The 21,613-nt window shown below is 67.9% G+C and carries 17 protein-coding genes; 12 read left to right on the top strand and 5 right to left on the bottom strand.

The genetic code is table 11. The features are described from left to right. Positions 1–35: 35 nt before the first annotated feature. The 4 genes from ASD42_RS09500 to ASD42_RS09485 all read right to left on the bottom strand — a co-directional run bounded on the left by ASD42_RS09500 (position 36) and on the right by ASD42_RS09485 (position 4,340). Positions 36–1,220, bottom strand: a complete 1,185-nt coding sequence (locus ASD42_RS09500; protein WP_056812887.1) for a PrsW family intramembrane metalloprotease — start codon at positions 1,218–1,220, stop codon at positions 36–38. After that, entirely contained in the window at positions 1,217–1,879 is a 663-nt protein-coding gene (locus ASD42_RS09495) for a hypothetical protein (protein ID WP_063893580.1), read from the bottom strand. Before ASD42_RS09495 ends, ASD42_RS09500 begins: the two co-directional genes overlap by 4 nt. A 139-nt stretch (positions 1,880–2,018) precedes the next feature. Then, positions 2,019–3,500: an MFS transporter gene (locus tag ASD42_RS09490; protein WP_056812881.1), complete on the bottom strand. Its 1,482-nt coding sequence runs from the start codon at positions 3,498–3,500 to the stop codon at positions 2,019–2,021. A gap of 168 nt (positions 3,501–3,668) precedes the next feature. Then, positions 3,669–4,340: a FadR/GntR family transcriptional regulator gene (locus tag ASD42_RS09485; RefSeq protein ID WP_056812877.1), complete on the bottom strand. Its 672-nt coding sequence runs from the start codon at positions 4,338–4,340 to the stop codon at positions 3,669–3,671. A gap of 222 nt (positions 4,341–4,562) precedes the next feature. Here ASD42_RS09485 and ASD42_RS09480 point away from each other — a divergent pair, with 222 nt between their 5' ends. From ASD42_RS09480 to ASD42_RS09450, 7 genes are all read left to right on the top strand, one after another. Further along, positions 4,563–5,708 (top strand): MFS transporter, encoded by a 1,146-nt coding sequence (locus tag ASD42_RS09480; RefSeq protein WP_056815879.1) that lies wholly within the window; start codon positions 4,563–4,565, stop codon positions 5,706–5,708. 297 nt (positions 5,709–6,005) lie between these two features. Continuing rightward, positions 6,006–7,460: an MFS transporter gene (locus ASD42_RS09475; RefSeq protein ID WP_084465978.1), complete on the top strand. Its 1,455-nt coding sequence runs from the start codon at positions 6,006–6,008 to the stop codon at positions 7,458–7,460. 30 nt (positions 7,461–7,490) lie between these two features. Continuing rightward, complete coding sequence (gene nirB, locus ASD42_RS09470; protein ID WP_056812871.1) at positions 7,491–10,040, top strand: nitrite reductase large subunit NirB; 2,550 nt, start codon at positions 7,491–7,493, stop codon at positions 10,038–10,040. 63 nt (positions 10,041–10,103) lie between these two features. Further along, positions 10,104–10,484 (top strand): nitrite reductase small subunit NirD, encoded by a 381-nt coding sequence (nirD, locus tag ASD42_RS09465; RefSeq protein ID WP_056812868.1) that lies wholly within the window; start codon positions 10,104–10,106, stop codon positions 10,482–10,484. Then, positions 10,481–11,728, top strand: a complete 1,248-nt coding sequence (locus tag ASD42_RS09460; RefSeq protein ID WP_056812864.1) for a uroporphyrinogen-III synthase — start codon at positions 10,481–10,483, stop codon at positions 11,726–11,728. The genes nirD and ASD42_RS09460 overlap by 4 nt, the downstream gene beginning before the upstream one ends. Further along, positions 11,725–12,459, top strand: a complete 735-nt coding sequence (locus tag ASD42_RS09455; RefSeq protein WP_439956253.1) for a sirohydrochlorin chelatase — start codon at positions 11,725–11,727, stop codon at positions 12,457–12,459. The genes ASD42_RS09460 and ASD42_RS09455 overlap by 4 nt, the downstream gene beginning before the upstream one ends. 80 nt (positions 12,460–12,539) lie before the next feature. Further along, a complete protein-coding gene (locus tag ASD42_RS09450; protein WP_131816856.1) occupies positions 12,540–13,307 on the top strand; it encodes a hypothetical protein in 768 nt (255 codons plus the stop codon). Here ASD42_RS09450 and ASD42_RS09445 read toward each other — a convergent pair. Further along, positions 13,286–14,242: a GlxA family transcriptional regulator gene (locus ASD42_RS09445; protein WP_056812858.1), complete on the bottom strand. Its 957-nt coding sequence runs from the start codon at positions 14,240–14,242 to the stop codon at positions 13,286–13,288. The genes ASD42_RS09450 and ASD42_RS09445 overlap by 22 nt on opposite strands. 125 nt (positions 14,243–14,367) lie before the next feature. Here ASD42_RS09445 and ASD42_RS09440 point away from each other — a divergent pair, with 125 nt between their 5' ends. Genes ASD42_RS09440 through ASD42_RS09420 form a run of 5 tightly spaced genes read left to right on the top strand, consistent with a single transcriptional unit; the run spans position 14,368 to position 21,548 of the window. Next, positions 14,368–15,312, top strand: a complete 945-nt coding sequence (locus ASD42_RS09440; protein ID WP_056812856.1) for an NAD-dependent epimerase — start codon at positions 14,368–14,370, stop codon at positions 15,310–15,312. 57 nt (positions 15,313–15,369) lie between these two features. Continuing rightward, positions 15,370–19,485 (top strand): non-ribosomal peptide synthetase, encoded by a 4,116-nt coding sequence (locus ASD42_RS09435; protein ID WP_063893579.1) that lies wholly within the window; start codon positions 15,370–15,372, stop codon positions 19,483–19,485. A gap of 14 nt (positions 19,486–19,499) precedes the next feature. Beyond that, on the top strand, positions 19,500–20,159 hold the full coding sequence (locus ASD42_RS09430) for a DUF6875 domain-containing protein (RefSeq protein WP_156677411.1): 660 nt from the start codon (positions 19,500–19,502) through the stop codon (positions 20,157–20,159). A gap of 56 nt (positions 20,160–20,215) precedes the next feature. Beyond that, a complete protein-coding gene (locus ASD42_RS09425; protein WP_056812850.1) occupies positions 20,216–21,181 on the top strand; it encodes an alpha/beta hydrolase in 966 nt (321 codons plus the stop codon). A 34-nt stretch (positions 21,182–21,215) separates the two neighbouring features. Further along, positions 21,216–21,548 carry a TfoX/Sxy family protein gene (locus tag ASD42_RS09420; RefSeq protein WP_056812848.1) on the top strand — a complete coding sequence of 111 codons (333 nt, stop codon included), beginning with the start codon at positions 21,216–21,218 and terminating at the stop codon, positions 21,546–21,548. Positions 21,549–21,613 lie beyond the last annotated feature (65 nt).

Genomic DNA, 21,613 nt, shown 5'->3' with positions numbered 1-21,613 from the left:
ATCAAGGTAGTCACTTGTGGATAATCCACCCGGCGCTACTCCGGGGCCGGTGGGCGTCCGTCTCGTAGCCGGGCAACCTCTGAGCGTGCGAAGTTCACCCGTGGTGTCTGCGCGCCGTGATCGGTGGCCAGGGCATCGGCCAGATCCGAGACCGCGTCCAGTACGAATCCGTGACGGGTCCGCGTTTTACGATCCCCGCCGGTGCGCCGGAATGCCCGCCGCTGCTTGGCATTTCCGCAGACGGCGGCGCATTCGGCTGCGGTCACCGTGTCGGCTGCCACCTCCGGCGCGAGGATCGCGGCCAGGAATTCGCGCTCTCGCGCGACGGTGAGCCGGAACACCAGCACCGCGACGACCAGCGCGACCACCATGAGAAATGCGAGGAGGGCGAGCGCGGCGAGATTGTTGCCGCCGTTGAAGTTGCCCTGGGCATCCCACAGTCCGTGCAGAAGCATCGCTGTCGCGATCAGTAGCAATCCGCGCCCGACGCGGCGCGGCTCAGCGGGCCTGCCCAGCAGGTACACCAACCCCGCACAGAAGACCGCGGTGTAGATCATGTGACCGGTAGCGCCGGTAGCGACCCGCATGGCCACCGTCCCGAGTGAGGCATCGACCTGATTGGCGCCGAACTGGGACGCACCGGAGTTCAGGCCGTAGGAGATGTCTTCGAGGATCTCGAATCCGAGGCCGAGGAACGCGCCGAGGACGAATCCGTCGAAAGCGGTGCGCACCAGCCGCGGCGCCATCGCGATCAGCAGCAGCAGCCCGAAACCCTTGGCGGTCTCCTCGGTGAACGGCGCGGCCAGCGCCGGACCCCAGTCCTGTGCCCAGGCGTAGCCGAAAAGCTTGCCGTAGATGCCGATCAGGGCGGTGTTGGCGTAGGACGCCATCGCCCAGGTCGCGGCGAAACCGCCCCAGGCGAACGCGACCGCGAGCAGTTTCACCGGCTGACGGGCATAGCGGTCGAAATGCTGGGCGAACCACCAGAAGATCGCACCGTAGATCCCGAAGACCACCGCGCTGACCAGGATCGCCCGGCTGTAGGCGCCGTAGGTGCGTCCGATCATGGCGGCGAACAGCAGCGCACCGGACCCGACGAGAACCAGATAGACCCAGAACGCGAGGTTGCGTGGCTGGTAGAAGGTGAACGAGCGGCCCCAGCCGGAATCCTCGATGGCCAGGAACCTGGCGTCGGCGAGCTCGGAGGTGGACGTGGTCATGACGACTCCTTTCCGGTGTGGGTGAGGGTGGCGATCATCGCGCCGACGTCGGTGAGGATGTCCTGACCGGCTTGCTCCGGGCCGAGCGCGATGATCTCGACACCGGTCCCGTCGATGACGAACGCGGCCAGCACGCCGTCCACCTGCGGCGCCGCGTATCTGGTCATGACACCGGACTCGCCGCTGAGGGTGGTCACCGCCACCGGGTCCCCGGTCGCGGTGAGTGCGCTTCCCAATTGCCGCTGGGTCTGTTCGATCTGATCCAGCAGAGCCGCCGAGTCACCGGCGAATGTGCCGGTCCGTACGGTGAATTGGGTGCCGCCGCGGGTCAGTACGGCCGCGTCGGGGTACCCCTGCCCGGTCGGTTCGTCGCCGACGAGCTCGCCCTCCACCAGCGACCAGCCAGCGTCCGCCGTGAAGGTGAAGCCTCCCTTCAGGGCGATCACGTCACCAGCGGCGGTGACGTCCGCGACCGGTATGGCGTCGTCGATCCGCGGCAGCACGACACCCTGCAGGAAGGCCAGTGCGAGCACTATCAGCGCGGGCAACAGGGTGCGCCGATCCATACCCCACCAGCGGCGATCCACCGGTACCCACCGATCGCCTGGATCGAAAACCTCTGCCGAGGACACAGATTCGGCTTGTGCGTGTGTTCCCATTCGGGCCTCCGTTCCGGGTTCGCCACACGATAGCTGGAAATCTGTCGACGGGCTCGGCGGGATGACGATGTCGGTTCGTCGGCCACACAGCCGAAAGCCACGCTCAGGTTTTCCGAGCGTGGCTTTCCGCGGGCAGGATTTACACGTTGGCGTAGGCCAGGGATGGCATCTTTTCGGTGGCGAAGGACGTGCGCAGGTAGCACCACCAGGTGACGCTCGCCATCAGCAAGAAGGCGCCGGCGTATGCCCAGAAGGCAGGCGCCATGGAACCGAAGTTGATGTTGGACAAGCGAAGTGCCTGCTGGAGGACGAATCCACCGAAGGCTCCGACGGCGCCGATCACGCCGATCGCGGCACCGGCTTGACGACGGGCGGACGCCTGCGCCTCGGTGATCTCCATGCCGTGTTCGGCGGCGTACTTCTTGGCCGTGGCACCGAAGATCGAGGGGATCATCCGGTAGGTCGAGCCGTTACCGACACCGGTGAGCACGAACAGCAGTAGGAATGCGGCGAGGTAGAGCGGGAAGCTCTTCATCGACAGCGCGGTCATGATCAAAGCGACTGCCACCGCCATGCCGCTGAAGACGAACACCGTAATGCGGGCGCCACCGACCTTGTCGGAAATCCACCCACCCACCGGACGGCTGAACGATCCGACGAACGCGCCGAGGAACGCCAGGTTACCGACCATGCTGATCCAGCCGATCGAGGCCAGGTGCGGGAAGTTGGCCTTGATCAGGGTCGGGAAGGCGAAGGAGAAGCCGATGAACGAACCGAACGTGCCGATGTAGAGGAACGACATGACCCAGGTGTGCGGGTTTGTCAGCGCCAGCTTGTAGGACTTGCCGTCGGCCTTGGCGGAGACGATCGAGTCCATGTAGCGCAGCGCGCCGAACGCGGCGATCAGGATGAACGGCACCCACACCAGGATGGCGAGAGTGATGCCGAACCGGTAGCCCGCGGCGTCCTTGGCCAGCAGATGCGTGCCGAAGGTGATCAGCAGCGGCGCCACCAGCTGCGTTTGCGCCACACCGAGATTGCCACCCGCGGCGTTGATGCCGAGCGCGGCACCCTTCTTGCCCTCGGGGAAGAAGAACGAGATGTTGGCCATCGAGGACGAGAAGTTGCCACCGCCGACACCGGCGAGCGCGGCCAGCAGCAAGAACACCCACATCGGGGTGCCCGGCTGGTTGACGAAGTACGCCAGACCCAGCGTCGGGATCAGCAGCATCCCCGCGCTGAAGACGGTGAAGGCCCGGCCACCGAACCGGGGGACCGCGAAGGTGTACGGAATGCGCAGGGTCGCACCGACCAGGGTGGGAACCGAGGTCAGCAGCAGTGCGTTGGCGACGGCGGTCGGATTGCCCTTGCCGAGACCTTCGAGGAAGGTGAAGCCGGCAGCGCCCATCGCGGTGACGATGGAGCCGAACAGCACCCAGACGCTGAAGCCGAGGTTCTCGGCGAAGACGGAGAACCACAGGTTCTTCTTGGCGGTCTTCTCACCACCCGATTCCCAGAACTTCGGATTGTCGGGTTCCCACTGGGTCAGCCATCGACCCTTCTTCTCATATTCGAACGACGGAGATTCCGTCGCCTGGCCGGTGGCGGCGATTGCGGTCATCGGCTTCCTCTCGATCGAGCGCGTATGCGGTGTCGAGATAAAGGTAGAAGCCGGTTGTTGCGTGACAGTGGCCTCAGGTGACGTTCCCGGCAACTACGGCTCACCGCGCGAATTCGCAGGTGGTGACCGCCTGGTTACGTGGATTCAGCAATCGCGCCAATGCGCAGTTCAGCGGTCCGGGTACTCGGCGATGAGGGACCCGAGGAAGCAGTTGGCGGCCTGTACGGCTCGCTCGGCGTCGCCGTCGATCACGGCCTGCACGAGCTCTTCGTGCTCGGTGTCGTAGGCGTCGTCGGATTTCGCCGTTCGCGCGTGGATCACCTGTTCGATGATCGGCAGCAGCGAGTCGTAGAACTCCAGGTATACCGCGTTGTGGCTGGCGACGACGATCGCGCGGTGCAATTCGACGTCGGCGGCGATGGCGACCGGGTCAGCTTCGGCCCAGTTCCGGTTGCTGCGTTCGGCGAGCAAGCGGCGCAGATTGGCGATGTCGGTGTCGTCGCGGCGGCGCGCGGCCAGGCCGGCGGCGGTGGTGTCGAGTGCTTGGCGCAGCTCGAGGATGTCGCGTTCGTGCGCGTCGGCGAAGTACTTGCCGAGAGTGCCGCCGACCTCCGAGGTGGCGATCACATAGGTGCCCGAGCCTTGGCGGCGTTCGAGCATGCCCGCGTGCACGAGCGCCTGGACGGCTTCGCGCACGGTATTTCGACCGGTCCCGGTGAGCTCGGTGAGCTCGGGTTCGGTGGGGATCCGCTGGCCCACCGGCCAGCGGCCGGAACGGATCTCGGCCCGAAGCTGTTCGGTGACCTGGGCGATGAGGCTGGTACGCCGGACGGGTTGCACGTCAGCAAGGGTACTGGGCTGCGGGAGATCGCTCACAGTCGCTTGGCAGCAGTCATCGGGTCATCCTATGATTTCCGGGTGCCGCCACTCCGCGATTTCCAGCCGGCTTCTGGCGCCGAGTCGACCCTTGTGGACGACCGGCGTGGTCGCGTCGACCCGTCTCCCGAGATCACCAGGCGGTCGCTGATCGAAGGTCGGCTGCTCGTGCTGGCGGCCATCGTCATGTCGGCGCTGACTTTGCGCGCCGCTGTCACCGCGTTCAGTCCGCTGGCGGAGAAGATCGGTGCCGAGGTCGGGTACGGGACGGGGATCGTCGGGGTGTTCGGCATGTTGCCGACCGCCATGTTCGGTCTCGCCGGGCTCGTCGCGCCGCTGTTCGTGCGCCGGTTCGGGCTCGAACGGACGGTGTTCGTGGCGATGCTGCTGGCCGGTGCGGGGTCGCTGGTGCGGGTGTTCGCCACCGGGACGGGTGCGCTGCTGGCGTTCTCCGGGGTGGCGCTGCTCGGCATGGGCATCGGCAATGTGGTGATTCCGCCGCTGGTGAAGCGGTATTTCGGCGATCACCTGGCGGTGATCAGCTCGCTCTACATCGTGATGGTGCAGCTCAGTACTGTCATCCCGGCGTTCATCGCGGTGCCGGTGGCCGAGGCGCACGGCTGGCGGATCTCGATGGGCGTGTGGGCGCTGGTCGGTTTCGCGGCCGCGATTCCGTGGTTCGTGGTGCTGCGCGACCGGCGTGGTCGCGACACGGTCGACACCACCGGGCTGCCTGCCGAAGCGCCCGAGACCGGCAAAGTCTGGCGTTCGCCGGTGGCATGGGGGATGGCGGGCATGTTCGGCATGACCTCGCTGACCACCTACGCGATGTTCGCCTGGCTGCCCAAGATCCTGTCCGACGCGGGCGCGAGCGCCGGCTTCGGCGGCAGCATGGTCGGGCTGTTCGCGCTGATGGGGCTGATCCCGGCACTGGGCGCGCCCACCGTGGTCTCGCGGATGCGCAATCCGTTCCCCGTCGTCGTCGGCTGCATGGTGCTGTTCGCGACCGCTTTCGTCGGCCTGCTGGTAGCGCCGATGCACGCCACTCTGCTGTGGGTGGTGCTGCTGGGTCTCGGCCCGTCCACCTTCCCGATGGCCCTCACACTGATCAACCTGCGCACCCGCACGCCCCAGGGCTCCGCGGCGCTGTCGGGCTTCACCCAGGGCGTCGGCTACGCGGTCGCCTGCCTCGGCCCGCTGCTGTTCGGCATGCTGCATACGTGGACCGGTGGCTGGCTCGTCCCGTTCGCCATGCTGTTCGTCGCGCTCGGCGTGCTCCTCGCGGGTGCGTGGCAAGCCTGCAAACCGCGCATGCTCGAAGATTCTTGGTAATTGCCGACTGATAAACGAACTTCTCACAGTTGGTCGCCTGTCGAAGTGCGGTCCGCGTGACTCTGGCCTAAAATCGCAGAGACGAGGCGTAGCTCACACCCTCACCAGCGTTTCCGCTGATTTCTTGCCGCTTCCTTACCTGCGGAAATCGTTGCGACACATGCCCGAAACAAAAGGGCTGATCTCACCTCCCTGACCGGGTGAAGGTGAGAAACCGTTGATTCGCGCGACATTTCCCGCAGCATTTCGGCAATACCCATTTCCTACCGTTGGGCCATCGCACTTTTGGGAGGCCCAATCTTGAGCACGCTGAAGCGGAACCACGACATCGAGCACTGGGATGCCGAAGATGTCGCGGCCTGGGAGGCCGGCGGCAAGGACGTAGCCAAGCGCAACCTGATCTGGTCTGTGATCGCCGAGCACATCGGATTCTCGGTGTGGTCGATCTGGTCGGTGATGGTGCTGTTCATGCCCACCGACAAGTACGGCATCGACGCGGCGGGCAAGTTCTTCCTTGTCGCCATGCCCACGCTGGTCGGCGCGTTCCTTCGCATTCCCTACACCGTCGCCACCGCTCGCTTCGGCGGCCGCAACTGGACGATCTTCTCCGCGTTCCTGCTGCTGATCCCGCTGCTGCTGACGCTGTACTTCGTCAACCAGCCCGGCACGTCGTACACCACGTTCCTGGTCGTGGCCGCGTTCGCCGGCTTCGGTGGCGGCAACTTCGCGTCGTCGATGACCAACATCAACGCCTTCTACCCACAGCGCCTCAAGGGCTGGGCCCTCGGAATGAACGCCGGCGGCGGCAACATCGGCGTTCCGGTGATCCAGTTGCTCGGCCTGCTGGTGCTGGTCACCCTCGGTGGCGACTACGCCTCGGTGATCTGCGCGGTCTACCTGGTCCTGGTCGGTATCACCGCAGTCGGCGCCGCCTTCTACATGGACAACCTGACCAACCAGCAAGCCGACCTGTCCTACATGGTCAAGGCCCTGCGGGTACCGCAGTCCTGGGCGATCGCCTTCCTCTACATCGGCACCTTCGGTTCGTTCATCGGCTACAGCTTCGCCTTCGCCCAGATCCTGCAGATCAGCTTCAAGGCCGGTGGCGACACCGCCGCCCAGGCCGCCGTCCACGCCGCGTCGATCGCCTTCATCGGCCCGCTGCTCGGTTCGCTGGCCCGCCCGTACGGCGGCAAGATGGCCGACCGGATCGGTGGCAGCAAGGTCACCATCGCCACTTTCGGCGCCATGATGCTCGCGGCGCTGCTCGTGGTCACCGCCTCGACGATGGCCGACGGCAACTCCGGCGTTGCCACCGGCGCCACCATGACCATGCTGGTCGCGGGCTTCATCGCCCTGTTCGTCCTGTCCGGTTTCGGCAACGGCGCCGTCACCAAGATCATCCCGTCGGTGTTCGAGGCCAAGTCCAAGAGCCTGCCGGTCTCGCGGGTCGAGCAGGCCGCCTGGTCGCAGAACACCTCCGGCGCCCTGATCGGCTTCGTCGGCGCGATCGGCGCCCTGGGCGGGGTCGGCATCAACATGGTGTTGCGCAGCTCCTACTCCAGCACCGCCTCGGCCACCACCGCGTTCTGGGTCTTCCTGGCCTTCTACGTGGTCTGCGCCGCCGTTACCTGGACGGTGTTCCTGCGCCGTCCGCGCCTTTCCTCCGACGCCGCTGTCGTGGTCGAGGCCGAGTCCCTGGTCCTCGAGGCCGAAACCAACGCTTCGTCGGCCAATTCGTCGGCTCGCTGACAACCGACCACTACCAAGGAGGTCACTCTCATGAACAGCACTCGCAAAACAGCGGTCGTGGTCGGCCACGGCATGGTCGGACACCGTTTCGTCGAAGCCCTTCGCTCGCGCGACGAGGCAGGCCAGTGGCAGGTCATCATCCTGTCGGAGGAGAAGCTGCCCGCGTACGACCGCGTCGGCCTGTCCTACTACGTCGGCAACTGGAACGCCGATGACCTGGCGCTGCCCGGCAACATGTACGACGGCGACGAACTGGTCGACCTGCGACTGGGCCAGCGGGGCGAGTCCATCGACCTCGAAGCCAAGACCGTCACCAGCACCAGCGGCGACGTCATCGCCTACGACGCGCTGGTCATGGCGACCGGCTCCTACCCGTTCGTGCCGCCGGTTCCCGGCCACGACCTGCCCGAGTGCTTCGTCTACCGCACCATCGACGACCTCGACGGCATCCGCGCCGCCGCCGAAGCGGCCGGTCCCGGCGCGCACGGTGTCGTCGTCGGCGGCGGTCTGCTCGGACTGGAGGCGGCCAACGCGCTGCGCCTGCTCGGGATGACCCCGCACGTCATCGAGTACAACGGTCGCCTGATGCCCGCCCAGGTCGACGCGGGTGGTGGCGCGATCCTGGAGAAGCTCGTCACCGATATCGGCCTCAATGTGCACACCGGGGTGGGCACCGCCAAGATCGTCTCGATCGAGGAGGAAGGCGCCGACAACGTCACGGTGCACCTGTCCGACGACTCCGAGATCAGGGCGTCGCTGGTGGTGTTCTCCGCCGGTGTGCGCCCGCAGGACGCGCTGGCCAAGGCCTCGGGCCTCGAGACCGGCGCCCGCGGCGGCATCCTCACCGACCTCACCCTGCAGACCTCCGACCCGAGCGTCTACGCGATCGGTGAATGCGCCGCGATCGAGGGCGTCTGCTACGGCCTGGTCGCCCCCGGTTACACCACCGCCGAGATCGTCGCCGACCGCCTGCTCGGCGGCGCGGGCGAGTTCCCCGGTGCCGATATGTCCACCAAGCTGAAGCTGATGGGCGTCGACGTGGCCTCCTTCGGTGACGCCCACGGCACCACCGAAGGCGCCCTGGAGGTCGTGCTGCACGACGCGGCCAAGGGCACCTACGCCAAGCTGGTCGTCTCCGACGACGCGCAGACCCTGCTCGGCGGCATCCTGGTCGGCGACGCGAGCCAGTACGCGGCCCTTCGCCCGCTGGTCGGTCGCCCGCTGCCCGCCGACGCCGCCGCGCTGATCTCCCCGGCCGGCGCCGAACTCGGTGCCGACGCGCTGCCCGACGACGCCCAGATCTGCTCCTGCAACAACGTCAGCAAGGGCGCCATCTGCGGCGCGATCGCCGAGGGCGCCTGCGATATCCCGGCCGTCAAGAGCTGCACCAACGCGGGTACCTCCTGCGGTGGCTGTGTGCCGATGATCAAGAAGCTGCTCGAGCAGTCCGGCGTTGCGCTGTCGAAGTCGCTGTGTGAGCACTTCACCCAGTCGCGTGCCGAGCTCTACGACGTGGTCGCCGTCACCGGCATCCGCACCTTCTCCGAACTGATCGCCAAGCACGGCAAGGGCTCGGGCTGCGATATCTGCAAGCCGACCGTCGCCTCGATCCTGGCGTCGACCTCGAGCGAGCACATCCTCGAGGGCGAGCAGGCCGCGCTGCAGGACACCAACGACCACTTCCTGGCCAACCTGCAGAAGAACGGCACCTACTCGGTCGTCCCCCGGATGCCGGGTGGCGAGGTCACCGCCGACCAGCTGATCGTGATCGGCGAGGTGGCCAAGGAGTTCGGCCTCTACGTCAAGGTCACCGGTGGTCAGCGCATCGACCTGTTCGGCGCTCGCGTGGAGCAGCTGCCGCTGATCTGGAAGCGCCTGGTCGACGTCGGCATGGAGTCCGGCCACGCCTACGGCAAGTCGCTGCGCACCGTGAAGAGCTGCGTCGGTTCCACCTGGTGCCGCTACGGCCAGCAGGACTCGGTCGGCATGGCCGTGTTGCTGGAGAAGCGCTACCGCGGCCTTCGTTCGCCGCACAAGATCAAGCTGGCCGTCTCGGGTTGCGCGCGCGAGTGCGCCGAGGCCCGCGGCAAGGACGTCGGCGTGATCGCCACCGAGCACGGCTGGAACCTCTACGTCGGCGGCAACGGCGGCCTGACCCCCAAGCACGCGGTGCTGCTGGCCGGTGATCTCGACGACGAGACCCTGATCAGCTACATCGACCGCTACCTGATGTTCTACATCCGCACCGCCGACCGTCTGCAGCGCACCGCGCCGTGGCAGGAGGCCCTCGAGGGTGGCTTCGACTACCTCAAGGCCGTCGTCTGTGACGACAGCCTCGGCATCGCCGCCGACCTCGAGGCCGCCATGGCCAAGCACGTCGAGGGCTACAAGGACGAGTGGGCCGCCGTTCTCGAGGACGAGAACAAGCTCTCGCGCTTCGTCTCCTTCGTCAATGCCCCTGACGAAGCCGACCCGACGATCTCGTTCGACGACAGCGGCGAACGCAAGGTACCAGTGCTCCTCGGTCTTCCCGGCATGCCCGTCGGTGTTGCTTCGGACACAGCACCGGCCGGGAAATAAGTACTTAACGCTGCGGAAACAGGGCGCCTGTACCAATAGGTAAGGCGTTCGGAGGAGGAACCGATGACCGTTATCGACACACCCACCATCACCACTGAGACCGCGACCTGGACCCAGGCGTGCAGGCTCGATTTCCTGATCCCGGGGCGCGGCGTTGCTGTCCTACTGAAGGGCGGCCGTCAGGCGGCACTGTTCCTACTCACCGACGGCACGCTCGCCGCCGTCGGCAATATCGACCCGTTCGGCCGGGCCGCGGTGATGTCGCGCGGCATCATCGGTGATCGCGGCGGCGTTCCCGTCGTCGCGTCGCCGCTGCTCAAGCAGGCTTTCTCGTTGATCGACGGCCGTTGTCTCGACGACGAGTCCCAGTCCCTTCCGGTGTACGCGGTCCAACTCGACGGCGGCGTCGTCGCGGTCTCGAACGAGCCGGTGCCGACCCCATGACCTCTCCCACCGACACTGGCCCGTGCCTTGCCGGCTTCACCATCGGCGTCACCGCGGCTCGCCGCGCCGAGGAATTCAGCACCCTGCTCACCCGCAAGGGCGCGACCGTCACGTCAGCCCCCGCTATCCGCATCATCCCGCTGGCCGATGACACCGAGCTCGAACGCGTCACCGAACTGCTGATCACCGATCCGCCGCAGATCACCGTCGCCACCACCGGCATCGGTTTCCGCGGCTGGATGGAAGCGGCCGAGGGCTGGGGTCTGGCCGAGGTCCTGCGCGACACCCTCGCCTCGACCCGGATGCTGGCCCGCGGCCCCAAGGCCAAGGGCGCGATCCGCGCGGCCGAGCTGCGCGAGGAATGGTCACCCGCCTCGGAGTCCTCGGCCGAGGTCCTCGATCATCTGCTCGCCGAGGGCGTCGAAGGCGTCCGCATCGCGGTGCAGCTGCACGGCGCGACCACCGAATGGGAGCCGGTTCCCGACTTCTGTGAGGTGCTGCGCTGCGCGGGCGCCGACGTGGTCCCGGTGCCGGTGTACCGGTGGGAACCGCCTGCCGATCGTGGGCCGATGGACACGATGATCGATGCGATCATCTCCGGCAGCCTGGACTGCGTCACCTTCACCAGCGCGCCCGCCGTGGCGTCACTGTTGATGCGCGCCAAGGAAACCGGGCTCTTGGAGTCGGTGCTGCACGCGTTCCGTGGCCGGGTGCTCGCTGCCTGTGTCGGACCGATCACCGCGGCTCCGCTCGAAGAGCTCGGCGTGCCGACGACGATGCCGGGCCGGGCCCGGTTGGGTGCGCTGGCTCGCCATGTGGCAGAAGAACTTCCGCGCCGCGCCAGCCGGATCTACGCGGCCGGTCATCTGATCAGCGTGCGTGGTGGATGCGTCGTCGTCGACGGTGAGGTGCGTCAGCTGGCGCCCGCCCCGATGGCGTTGATGCGGTCGCTGGCTCGTCAGCCGGGTCGGGTCGTCTCGCGCGAAGACCTGCTGGCCGCGCTGCCGGGCGGTGGCGACGACACCCATGCGGTGGAGACGGCGATCGCGCGACTGCGGGCCGGTCTCGGGACCCCCAAGGCGATTCAGACTGTGGTGAAGCGTGGGTACCGGCTGGCGTTGGACGCGGCCGACTGCTCCGATACTCCTCCTCCCGCGCGAGCGGCTGTCCAGGCACCGCACGCCGCGGGGATCGGAACGCCCGCTCGCTCGCCCCGGCCCGCCCAAGCGATCGGGGTGTGGTGAGCGCCGGGCTGCCGGGTGATCCGGCACTGGTGTTGGTCGCGCACGGAACTCGCAGTGCGCGCGGGGTGGAAATGATCGCCGCGCTCGCCGAGGCGGTGGCCGCCGAGCTCGGCGTCACGGTGTCCTCGGCGCCGAATGCCTCGCTGCGGACCGCTTTCGTCGACGTGCTCGGGCCCTCGCCTTCGGAGGTTCTGCGCGATCTCGACGGGCCCGCTGTGGTGGTTCCGGCGTTTCTCGCCTCGGGGTATCACGTGTATCAGGACGTTCCGCGTGAGGTTGCCGAGAGTGGGCATAGCGCGGTCGCCGTGACGGCGGCGATGGGACCGGATCCGGCATTGACGCGGATCATGGCAGTGCGCTTGCGTGGTGCCGGGTGGAAGCCGGGCGACGCGGTCGTTTTCGCGGCTGCCGGTTCTTCGGATTCGCGTGCGCGACAGGATGTTCGGCGTGCCGCGGGGATGCTGGCCGAGCAGCTGGATGCGCCGGTGAAGATCGCCTACGTGGCGACCGGGACGCCTCGGGTGCCCGAAGTTGTTGCCTCGCTTCGTGAGTCGGGTGCCGAGCGGGTGTACATCGCGTCCTATCTGTTGGCACACGGTCTCTTTCACCAGCGGTTGCACGATGCGGGCGCCGATGGGGTGGCCGATCCGATCGGTGTGCATCCCGGGGTTGTTCGATTGATCGTCGATCGGTACCGGAGCGCGGCTCGGGAGCTGGTCGGCGTTCGCTGAAGCCGATCCCGCGCAGTCAGCCGGTGTCGGCGGCTGCGACTAGAGTTGGCCCCGACTTCACAACAAGGGGGCACAGCTCGATGTCAGATTCGTCCGCAGGTCAGGGTTATCCGTCGCAGGATGACGGGCTGACGGCCTATCCGGATGAGTCGGCATCGCGCGGCCCCGTGAACCCGGTTCCCGTGGCCTATCCGCAGGCGCCGAGCCAGGCCATACCGCAGCCGCCGTATGGACCGGTGCCGGGTGCGCTGGGATCGCCGCCACCCTACGGGCCGACGCCTCAGCCCTATGGGCCGAGCGCTCCGTATCCCGTGCCGGCCGGCCCTTATCCGCCGGTGGACGCCGCGCCGCGGGTGGTGCCGCAGAGTGTGCAGATCGCGTTCTACGTGATGCTGGCCGGGGCGGTGGTCACGCTGCTCGCCATGGCCTACTCGCTCACCATGCTCGACGAGGCGCGCAGCAATGCGCTCGACGCGTCAGGTGGCGTGCTGCGGGGAGACGACCTCGATCTACTCGTGTACGCGACCATCGGTGGGAGCATCGCGAGTTCGCTGGTCACGGCGGGGCTGTGGGTGTGGATGGCCTTCGTCTGCCGGGCGGGCAAGAACTGGGGCCGGATCACGGGCACGGTGTTCTTCGGGCTCAACGCGCTGTTCTATGTCGTCGGCACGGTGATGGTGATGGTCACCTCGACGGCCGGTATCGCGCTGGTGTTCAGCACCGTCACGCTGGCTGTCGGGCTGGCCGCGGTGATCCTCTTGTGGAACGGCATGTCCGGTCCCTACTTCGCGCCACGGACGCCTCCGGGCTACCAGCCCTACCCTGGCTATCCGCCGGTCGCGCCGTAGGTGAAGTTCGCCCGGTAGACACTCGGGGGAACGCCGAGCAGGCGAACCATGTGCTGGCGCAACGACTCCGCCGACCCGATCCCGCTGTGCCGTGCGACCTGCTCGATCGGCAACGAGGTCGATTCCAGCAGTTCGCGGGCTCGGTGGATACGCTGACTCAGTAGCCATTTCTGTGGGCTCTGGCCGGTTTCCTCGTGGAATCGGCGGGTGAGGGTGCGCACGCTGGTTCGCGCGTGCTCGGCCAGTTCGCGCAGCGACAGGGGAGTGTCGAGGCGCTCCAGCGCCCAGGCCCGGGTGGCGGAGAGCGAGAGATCGTCGTCGGCGGGGAGTGGGGTGTCGACGAACTGGGCTTGGCCGCCGGCCCGCACGGGAGTGACCACCGCCGCTCGTGCGGCGGCATTGGCGACCGTGGCGCCGTAGTCGGCTCGAATCAGATGCAGGCACAGGTCGATTCCGGCCGCCGCGCCTGCCGCGGTGGTCACCGGCCCGTCCTCGATGAACAGTGCGTCGGAGCGCACCCGGACGAGGGGATGGTCGCGGGCCAGTTCGTCGGCCAGGCCCCAGTGCGTGGTCGCGGCGCGGCCGTCGAGGAGACCGGCCTGGGCGAGCACGAACGCGCCGCTGCAGATCGAGGTGACCAGGATGCCGCGGTCGACGGCCGTGCGCAGCGCCTGCAGGGTCACCGGATCCGCGTCGGTGCGGCTGCCCGTACTCGGCACGATCACCGCGTCGGCGTAGTCGAGAACATCGAGCCCGTACCGGATCACGACGTCGAATCCACCGGGAGTCGACGGCAGTACCCCCGGCTCGGCCGTGCAGACCACCACCCGATAGCCGGGTTCACCGTCGATCATGACCGAGCCCATCAGGGTTTCCGGCATCGACAGATCGAAGGACTTCACCGGCGGGACGGCAACCACGGCAATCGTCTTCATGGCCTGATCCTTGGGATAGCTGGCATTCCGGCCACTAGTCTAGTCCTCGCGGCAACGGCATCGTTGAAGGTGCGGGCGGAACCCCGCAGCTCCACCGAAAGCTGTTGTCGTGAAAGGGAATTCATATGTCCATTCAGGTAGTTGTCGGCCGAGGTGGTACCGCGACCGCCACCGCGTTGTTGCTCGCCGAGGCCGGAGATCGCGTGCGGATGGTGAGCCGGAGCGGGCTGGGCCCGGACCATCCGGGCGTGGAACCGATCGCGCTCGACGCACTCGACACCACCGCACTGACCGAGATCGCGACCGGCGCGGACATCGTCTTCAATCTGGCTATGCCCGCGTATCACACGTGGCCGGAAGCGGTTCCGCCCCTGTTCGGTTCGATCCTGTCGGCGACGGAAAGCGTCGGCGCCGACCTGGTCATGCTGGGAAATCTGTACGGCTACGGCCCGGTCGACGGCGTCGTCAGCGAACACACCCCGCTCGCCGCGACGGGGAGCAAAGGCGCGGTGAGAGCCAGGATGTGGACCGATGCCCTCGCCGCGCACGAGGCAGGCCGATTGCGTGTCACCGAACTGCGCGCGGGTCAATTCCTCGGCGCGGGTGCTGTCTCGGTCTTCTCCCTGCTCGTTCAGTCCGCGGTGCTGGCGAACACCCCGGCCCGGGTGCCGCAGGAACTCGACCTCGCGCACTCGTTCACCGCGATCGGCGACGCCGCGGCCGCACTGGTCACCCTCGCGCGCGACGACCGGTCGTGGGGGAGGGCCTGGCATGCCCCGGTGATCACCACGACCGTGCGTGCGGCCGCGACCAGGCTCGCCGCGCTGGCAGGCGCCGCGACACCGGAACTGGCGGTGCTCACCGACGCGGAGATCACCGAACTCGCCGAGCAGGACCCGTTCTGGGCCGAACTGTTCGAGACGAAACACATGTCCCATCGTGAGTTCGTCGTCGACGATTCGGCGATGCTGACCACCTTCGGTCGCGCCGCGTCGACGCTGGACGAGGTGCTCGCCGAGGTGGTCACCGCCGACGCAGCCGCGCGCGTAACCGTGCCCGACGCGGGGTAGATGCCGTAGGTTTGCCGGAGAACCAGTCAACGGTTGCTCCGAATCCCGGGAGGCCCGGTGCGGCAAGGTGAGGGTGGTATCGGCGCGGTAGCTGCCGTGGTGACGGCCGAGGCCGCGCCGATTCCCTTGTCGGCCGGGCAATTACGCTGGTGGGTAGCTCATCAGCTGGCACCCGCCGTGCCCGCCGCCATCGCCCTGTATCTGGATCTGCGTGGGCCACTGGACATCGCGCGCCTCGGCACGGCGATGCGCGCGGCGGCGGCGCGACTGCAATCACCCCATGTGCGCCTACGTCTCATCGACGGCCGGCCTCACCAGTACCTCGACCCGACCGTGTTCGGCGAACTCACCGAAATCGACCTCACCGGCGACACGTTGGAGCCGAGTCAGGACTCGAGCCGCTTCGGGGTGGCCGAAGCGCTGTCGCGAATGGACGCCGATCGCCGAGCTCGGCTGGACCTGTGCGCGGACGCGATCACCGTCGCCGTGTTGTACCGCGTGGGTCCCGAACGGTGCTTTCTCTACCTGCGCAGTCACCACCTGGTGCTCGATGGAGTCGGTGCGGCGGCGGTGTTGCGGCTCGCAGCCGAGAACTACTCGAAGGCACCAGATCTCGACCAGGCAGGTGTGCTGTCGATCGCGGACTTGGTCGACGTGGATCGGAGTTATCGCGACTCGCCCCGTGCGGTCGCGGATCGGGCATTCTGGGCCGAAGAGGTTGCCGGGCTGCCTGATCCGGTAGGGCTCGCCGGAATCGCCGCGCCCGCGTCGTCGGACCCACATCGGGTGTCGGCCCGTCTCGACGAGCTGACCGCACACCTGCTGACCCTCGCGAGACAGCGCTACGCGGCGAGCTTTCCGGAGTTGACCGCCGCTGCCTTCGCCGCCTTCCTGGCGAGAATGTCGAGCGCCGACCAGGTCGTCTTATCGCTGCCCGTGGCCGCTCGGCCCACCGCGGCCCTACGCCGCTCGGCAGGTTCGGTCTCCAATGTCGTGCCCCTGCGCCTGCGCGACCTCGCCACTACATCAGTCGAAGACCTGATCGGCCAGGTGCGGCTGCAGGTGATCGGTGCCCTGCGCCACCAGTGCTACCGCTACGAGGACATCCAACGCGACCGTGGCGAAACCCAGATCGCCCGAGGCGGATTCGGCCCGGTGCTCAACCTCCTCGGCTTCACCGCCCCGTTGACCCTCGGCCCCGTGACCGGCCACGCCCATCTCCTGAGCCTCGGTCCCGTCGAAGACCTCCTCGTCAACGGCTACCAACTCGGCCCCGACAACACCTCCGCGACCATCGACTTCCAAGCCAACCCGGCCCGCTACGACGCCGCCACCCTGGCCTGGTACCACCGCCTTTTCCTCGATTGGTTCGCCACCTTCCTGGCCGCCGACCCGACCCAGTCGATCCGCGACCTGACCCCCGCGCACGATGTGCGGTCGTCGACCGCTGAGAGTGTTGAACGGGTCGACGCACCTGTCGGCAGGTACCGCCGCAACGAGATCGAAGTGGTGCACGACTGTGCGGCAACAACTTCGACATTGAGCGACCTGCTCAGCGGGTTCGACGAGTCGGACCGCGTCGCCGTGGTGGACGGTGCCAGGTCGACGACCTACCGGGAGCTCGGTGAGTCGGCGGCGCGGTGGGCCAGGGTGCTCATCGCGCACGGCGCCACGCCGGGAAGTCCGGTGCTCACCGCGATTCCGAGGTCACTCGAGTCCGTGCTGGCGGTGCGCGCCATCGCGGCCGCCGGTGCCTGCCTGACGCCGATCGATGTGGGCGATCCGAGCGAGCGGGTCGCCCGGATCATCGCCGGATCCGGTGCGGTACTCGGGTTGACGACACGGGCAGCGAACCCTGGGGAATCCTCCGGGATCACGTGGCTGCTGCTCGATGACGAGCGAACTCTGGCGCACGTCGCCGATCAGCCGTCGGAGCCGGTCACCGACGCGGACCGCCGCGGACGGCTGACACCCGCACACCTGGCCTACCTGATCCACACCTCAGGAACCACCGGAATGCCCAAAGGCGTCGCGGTCACCCACCGCGGCCTCGCTCCCTTGACCAGTCATCTGCTCGACCGCTACCGGACGACACCGGATTCGGTAGTGCTGCACGCCCATTCACCGGCGTTCGACGCGCATCTGCTCGAACTCCTCGCCGCGTTCGCGGCGGGTTCACGCCTGGTAGTCGAACCGCCAACGGTCGTCGCAGGCGCGGAACTGACCGGACTGATCACCGAGCGTCGAGTCACTCATCTGCTCACCACTCCCGCCGTGTTGGCGACCCTGCGACCCGAGGAAGTGCCGACTCTGACGGTCGTGGTCGTCGGTGGCGAGGCCTGCCCGCCGGAACTGGTCGCCACCTGGGCATCCCGAGTCCGCTTGCACAACGGCTACGGCCCGACCGAGGCCACGGTGATGACCACCCAGTCGACGCCGCTGGTGCCGGGGGAGCCGGTGACCATAGGCTCGCCGCTACCGGAAGTGTCCGCGCTGCTATTGGATCCACACCTTCGAGCTGTCCCCACCGGTGCCCGCGCCGAGCTGTACCTCGGCGGACCGTGTGTGGCGCAGGGTTATCTCGGCGATCCCGCGAGCACGGCGGCACGGTTCGTGGCAGATCCCCGAGGCAACGGCGAGCGCGTCTACCGCACCGGCGATCTCGTCGGCCCGCGCGCCGACGGCGGCTACGAGTTCCTCGGCCGCATCGATACCCAACTGGCCGTGCGCGGCCGCCGCATCGAACCGGCCGAAGTCGAAACGGCCCTGCTCGCCGACCCCACCATCGCCCACGCCGCAGTCGACATCGCCGACGCGGGCACGCCCGCAGCGCGTCTCATCGGCTACGTCGTCCCTGCCCGAGCTCCCGGTCCGCAACCCTCCACACCGGACACCACCTCCGACAGTGGCTCGGCCCTCGGCCGCCCCGGATCGGAGCATCCGTCCGCATCGGACACCGGCTTCGATGCCGCCGCATCCCTCGCCCGCCTCCGCACTGTCCTGCCCACAGCGCTGGTCCCCGCCGCGTTGATCACCCTCGACCGCCTCCCGCTGACAGCCAGCGGAAAACTCGACCGCGCGGCACTTCCCCCACCGCCCGCCACCCTCTACCGTCCGCCACGGACACCGCTACAACTCGTGGTCGCCACCACCTTCGCCCTCGCCTGCCACCTCGACGCGGTCGGCGCCGACGACGACTTCTTCGCCATCGGTGGCAATTCCCTGACCGGCGTGCGTGTTTCGGCGGAACTGGCCGCGTCGACGAACACCCCGATCACGGTCCGCTGGCTCTACACCGCACCCACGGTCGCCGCGCTCGCCCACCGCATCGAGACCTACCGTGCCGACGCCGACCCAGGCGCCGACGCCCTCGCCACCGTGCTGCCCTTGCGCACCGGCGGGACTCACCCACCCTTGTTCTGTGTCCACTCCGCCGTCCCGCTCGCCTGGTGCTACACCGGCCTGGCGCGCCACATCACCGACCGTCCTGTCTACGGATTGCAAGCACCGACCTTGTCGGCGGCAGATCCGCAACTCGACGACCTGACCGTCGACTTCCTCGCCGCCACCTACGCCACCGAGATCACCCGCCTGCAACCCGAGGGCCCCGTCCACCTGCTCGGCTGGTCCCTCGGCGGCCAACTCGCCCACGCCACCGCCGTCCGCCTGCGTGCCGAGGGTCGCGACGTCGCCACCCTCGCCATGCTCGACAGCGTCGTCGTCCCCGATTACGCCGACCCACCCCCGCGCCCCCGCATGCGCGACCTCCTCACCCACTTGCTCGGCGACGAACCCGGCGACGCCGACACACTTGCCGACCTCTCCGCCGAGGAAGCCGCAGCCGAATTGGCCGGAGCCGGAGCGAGTCTCGGGTCCGGCCTCACCGTCGAACAACTCACCAGGCTGCACGAGGCCTACGCCGACGGTGTCCGCCTCTCCCACGGTTACCGCCCCGACCTGTTCGACGGCGACCTCCTCTACTTCTGCGCCACCCAGGGCATGACCGCGTTCCTCGACGCCCAGATCTGGCGCCCTTTCGTCACCGGCCGTCTCATCGAACACTCCGTCGACACCACCCACGCCCAACTCACCAACGCCGACGTCGTCGCCCGCATCGGCCCGATCCTCGACCGTCACCTGCGCGAAGTCGAGATCGCGACGGCCACGACATGACCACTCTGCGCTCGATGAGAGGTCGACGTACCGACGCCACCTGGTGGTGCGTCTACGACGACCCCGCCCGCTGGTCCGCCGAACACCCACGAACTGCACCCCTGATCGACTGGTTCGCGAACACTCTCATGCGCCCCGATCCCGACCAGGGCCGACCCGGCCCGGTGTGCCCGTTCGTCAAACCCGCTGTGGCACAACACACCCTGTGGATCGCCGAACTGACGGACACCGGCGGGATCGCCGCGGCCGTCGACGACGCCTTCGAGCTCTACCGCACTCTCGACCACACCCAAGCGGTCCTCACCGTCTTCCCCGAACTCGCGGACACCGCCCGCATCGACGCCGCGCACGTCGCCCGCAAGAGCGACATCGTCCGCGCGGGTGCGATGCTCGGCCAGTTCTATCCCGGTTGTCCGGTCGCGGGCCTGTGGAACCGTGACTACCGCCCGCTGCACGCCCCGCTGCCGATGCTGGTGATCCGCCCGATGATGAACACCGATTTTCCGTTCCTCGTCGGCGAGCCGGAGTGGCTTTCGGCCTACCTCGCCCGGCACGCGCCAGGGCTCCCGCGCAAGCTGCGCGCCACGATTGCGGATCGGATGCACGTGCCCGACGCGGGACCCGCCTCGATCACCGAACTGCGCGCACATTTTCCGGATGAACACGCACAATAGGGACACGAACCGCCCAATGCCGGACATTAGCGGGGTCGTGCGGCACACTACGTCGCATGCGTCGGCTTGTGTGCTGTCTGCTCGTCCTGCTCGGCTGTGGTTTCGTCGTCTCGCCCATGGCGTCGGCGGAATCCGGGATCCTCGATGTCCGCCCGCTCGGCGGCAGGCAATTCGAGGTGGTCGTGTATTCCGCGGCGATGAATCGCCCGATCACCCTCTGGATGTCGCATCCGGGGTCCGGCGCGCCCGCGCTGTACCTGCTGAACGCGATCGACGGCGGCGAGGGCGGCGGGCCGTGGATGCGGCGCACCGATGTGGTCGACTTCTTCGCCGACAAGCCGGTGAATGTGATCGTCCCGATCGGCGGCCGCGCCAGCATGTACACCGACTGGCAGCGCGACGACGGCGCGTTGGGCCGCAACAAGTGGTCCACCTTCCTGACGAACGAACTTCCACCGCTGCTCAACGAACGATTCAGCATGACCGGCGCCAACGGCATTGCGGGCCTTTCGATGTCGGCCACCTCGGCGTTGAACATGGCGATCGCCGCACCCGGCCTGTATCGCGCGGTCGGCGCCTTCAGCGGGTGCACCCAGACCGGCAACCCGCTCGCGGAGACGCTGGTTCGCGCCCAACTGGCCACCTTCGGCGCCGACGCCACCAATATGTGGGGAGGTCCCGGCGACCCGGCATGGGCGGCCAACGACCCGACCCTGCACGCCGACCGTCTGCGCGGCACCGCCATCTATCTGTCCTCGGGTAACGGCGCTCCCGGCCCGTACGAGGCGTTCAACGACCCGAGCATCGCGGGCAATGTCGGCGTGCTGCTCGATCGACTGCTGGTCGGCGGCACTATGGAAGCCGTCGTCGGCAGCTGTTCGAGTCCGCTCGCGGGCCGCCTTGCCCAACTCGGCATCCCCGCCGACATCCGCTTCCGCGCCGCGGGCACCCACGCCTGGCCCTACTGGCAGGACGACGTCCACGATTCCTGGCCCATGTTCGCCGCGGCCCTCGGCATCTGAGTTCGGTGTCGGTGGCTCGGCGCACACTGAGCTGATGGCATACGACGAGGAACTCGCCGAGCGGATCCGGGAGATCGTCTACCCGCGCCGCGACCTCACCGAGCGGAAGATGTTCGGCGGTCTCGCCTTCCTGATCGGCGGCAACATGGCCGTGGCCGCCAGTGGCAAGGGTGGGCTGCTGGTGCGGGTGGCCCCGGCCGAAGGCGATCGTCTGCTCGACGGGTCGGCGATCACGCCGATGGTGATGGGCGGGCGCGAGCTGCACGGCTGGCTGCGAGTAGCCCCGGAAACGGTCGACGACGACACCGTCCTGCGGGAATGGGTCGAACGCGGGGTGCGGTTCGCCGCGGCCTTGCCGCGAAAATAAAAGTTCGGCGGATGTGTCGAAGCGTGATGATCGGCTCCGACCAGGGAGTGAAGCAGAGCCACTCA

It is taken from the genome of Nocardia sp. Root136 (assembly GCF_001427185.1).
Taxonomy (GTDB): domain Bacteria; phylum Actinomycetota; class Actinomycetes; order Mycobacteriales; family Mycobacteriaceae; genus Nocardia; species Nocardia salmonicida.
This window is presented reverse-complemented; position numbering and strand designations above follow the sequence as displayed.

What these genes read in the sequence shown, in the direction of transcription:
- ASD42_RS09500 (WP_056812887.1), bottom strand. Translation starts at nt 1,220, where the DNA reads ATGACCACGTCCACCTCCGAGCTCGCCGACGCCAGGTTCCTGGCCATC.
- ASD42_RS09495 (WP_063893580.1), bottom strand. Translation starts at nt 1,879, where the DNA reads ATGGGAACACACGCACAAGCCGAATCTGTGTCCTCGGCAGAGGTTTTC.
- ASD42_RS09490 (WP_056812881.1), bottom strand. Translation starts at nt 3,500, where the DNA reads ATGACCGCAATCGCCGCCACCGGCCAGGCGACGGAATCTCCGTCGTTC.
- ASD42_RS09480 (WP_056815879.1), top strand. Translation starts at nt 4,563, where the DNA reads ATGTCGGCGCTGACTTTGCGCGCCGCTGTCACCGCGTTCAGTCCGCTG.
- nirB (WP_056812871.1), top strand. Translation starts at nt 7,491, where the DNA reads ATGAACAGCACTCGCAAAACAGCGGTCGTGGTCGGCCACGGCATGGTC.
- nirD (WP_056812868.1), top strand. Translation starts at nt 10,104, where the DNA reads ATGACCGTTATCGACACACCCACCATCACCACTGAGACCGCGACCTGG.
- ASD42_RS09460 (WP_056812864.1), top strand. Translation starts at nt 10,481, where the DNA reads ATGACCTCTCCCACCGACACTGGCCCGTGCCTTGCCGGCTTCACCATC.
- ASD42_RS09450 (WP_131816856.1), top strand. Translation starts at nt 12,540, where the DNA reads ATGTCAGATTCGTCCGCAGGTCAGGGTTATCCGTCGCAGGATGACGGG.
- ASD42_RS09445 (WP_056812858.1), bottom strand. Translation starts at nt 14,242, where the DNA reads ATGAAGACGATTGCCGTGGTTGCCGTCCCGCCGGTGAAGTCCTTCGAT.
- ASD42_RS09440 (WP_056812856.1), top strand. Translation starts at nt 14,368, where the DNA reads ATGTCCATTCAGGTAGTTGTCGGCCGAGGTGGTACCGCGACCGCCACC.
- ASD42_RS09430 (WP_156677411.1), top strand. Translation starts at nt 19,500, where the DNA reads ATGAGAGGTCGACGTACCGACGCCACCTGGTGGTGCGTCTACGACGAC.
- ASD42_RS09425 (WP_056812850.1), top strand. Translation starts at nt 20,216, where the DNA reads ATGCGTCGGCTTGTGTGCTGTCTGCTCGTCCTGCTCGGCTGTGGTTTC.
- ASD42_RS09420 (WP_056812848.1), top strand. Translation starts at nt 21,216, where the DNA reads ATGGCATACGACGAGGAACTCGCCGAGCGGATCCGGGAGATCGTCTAC.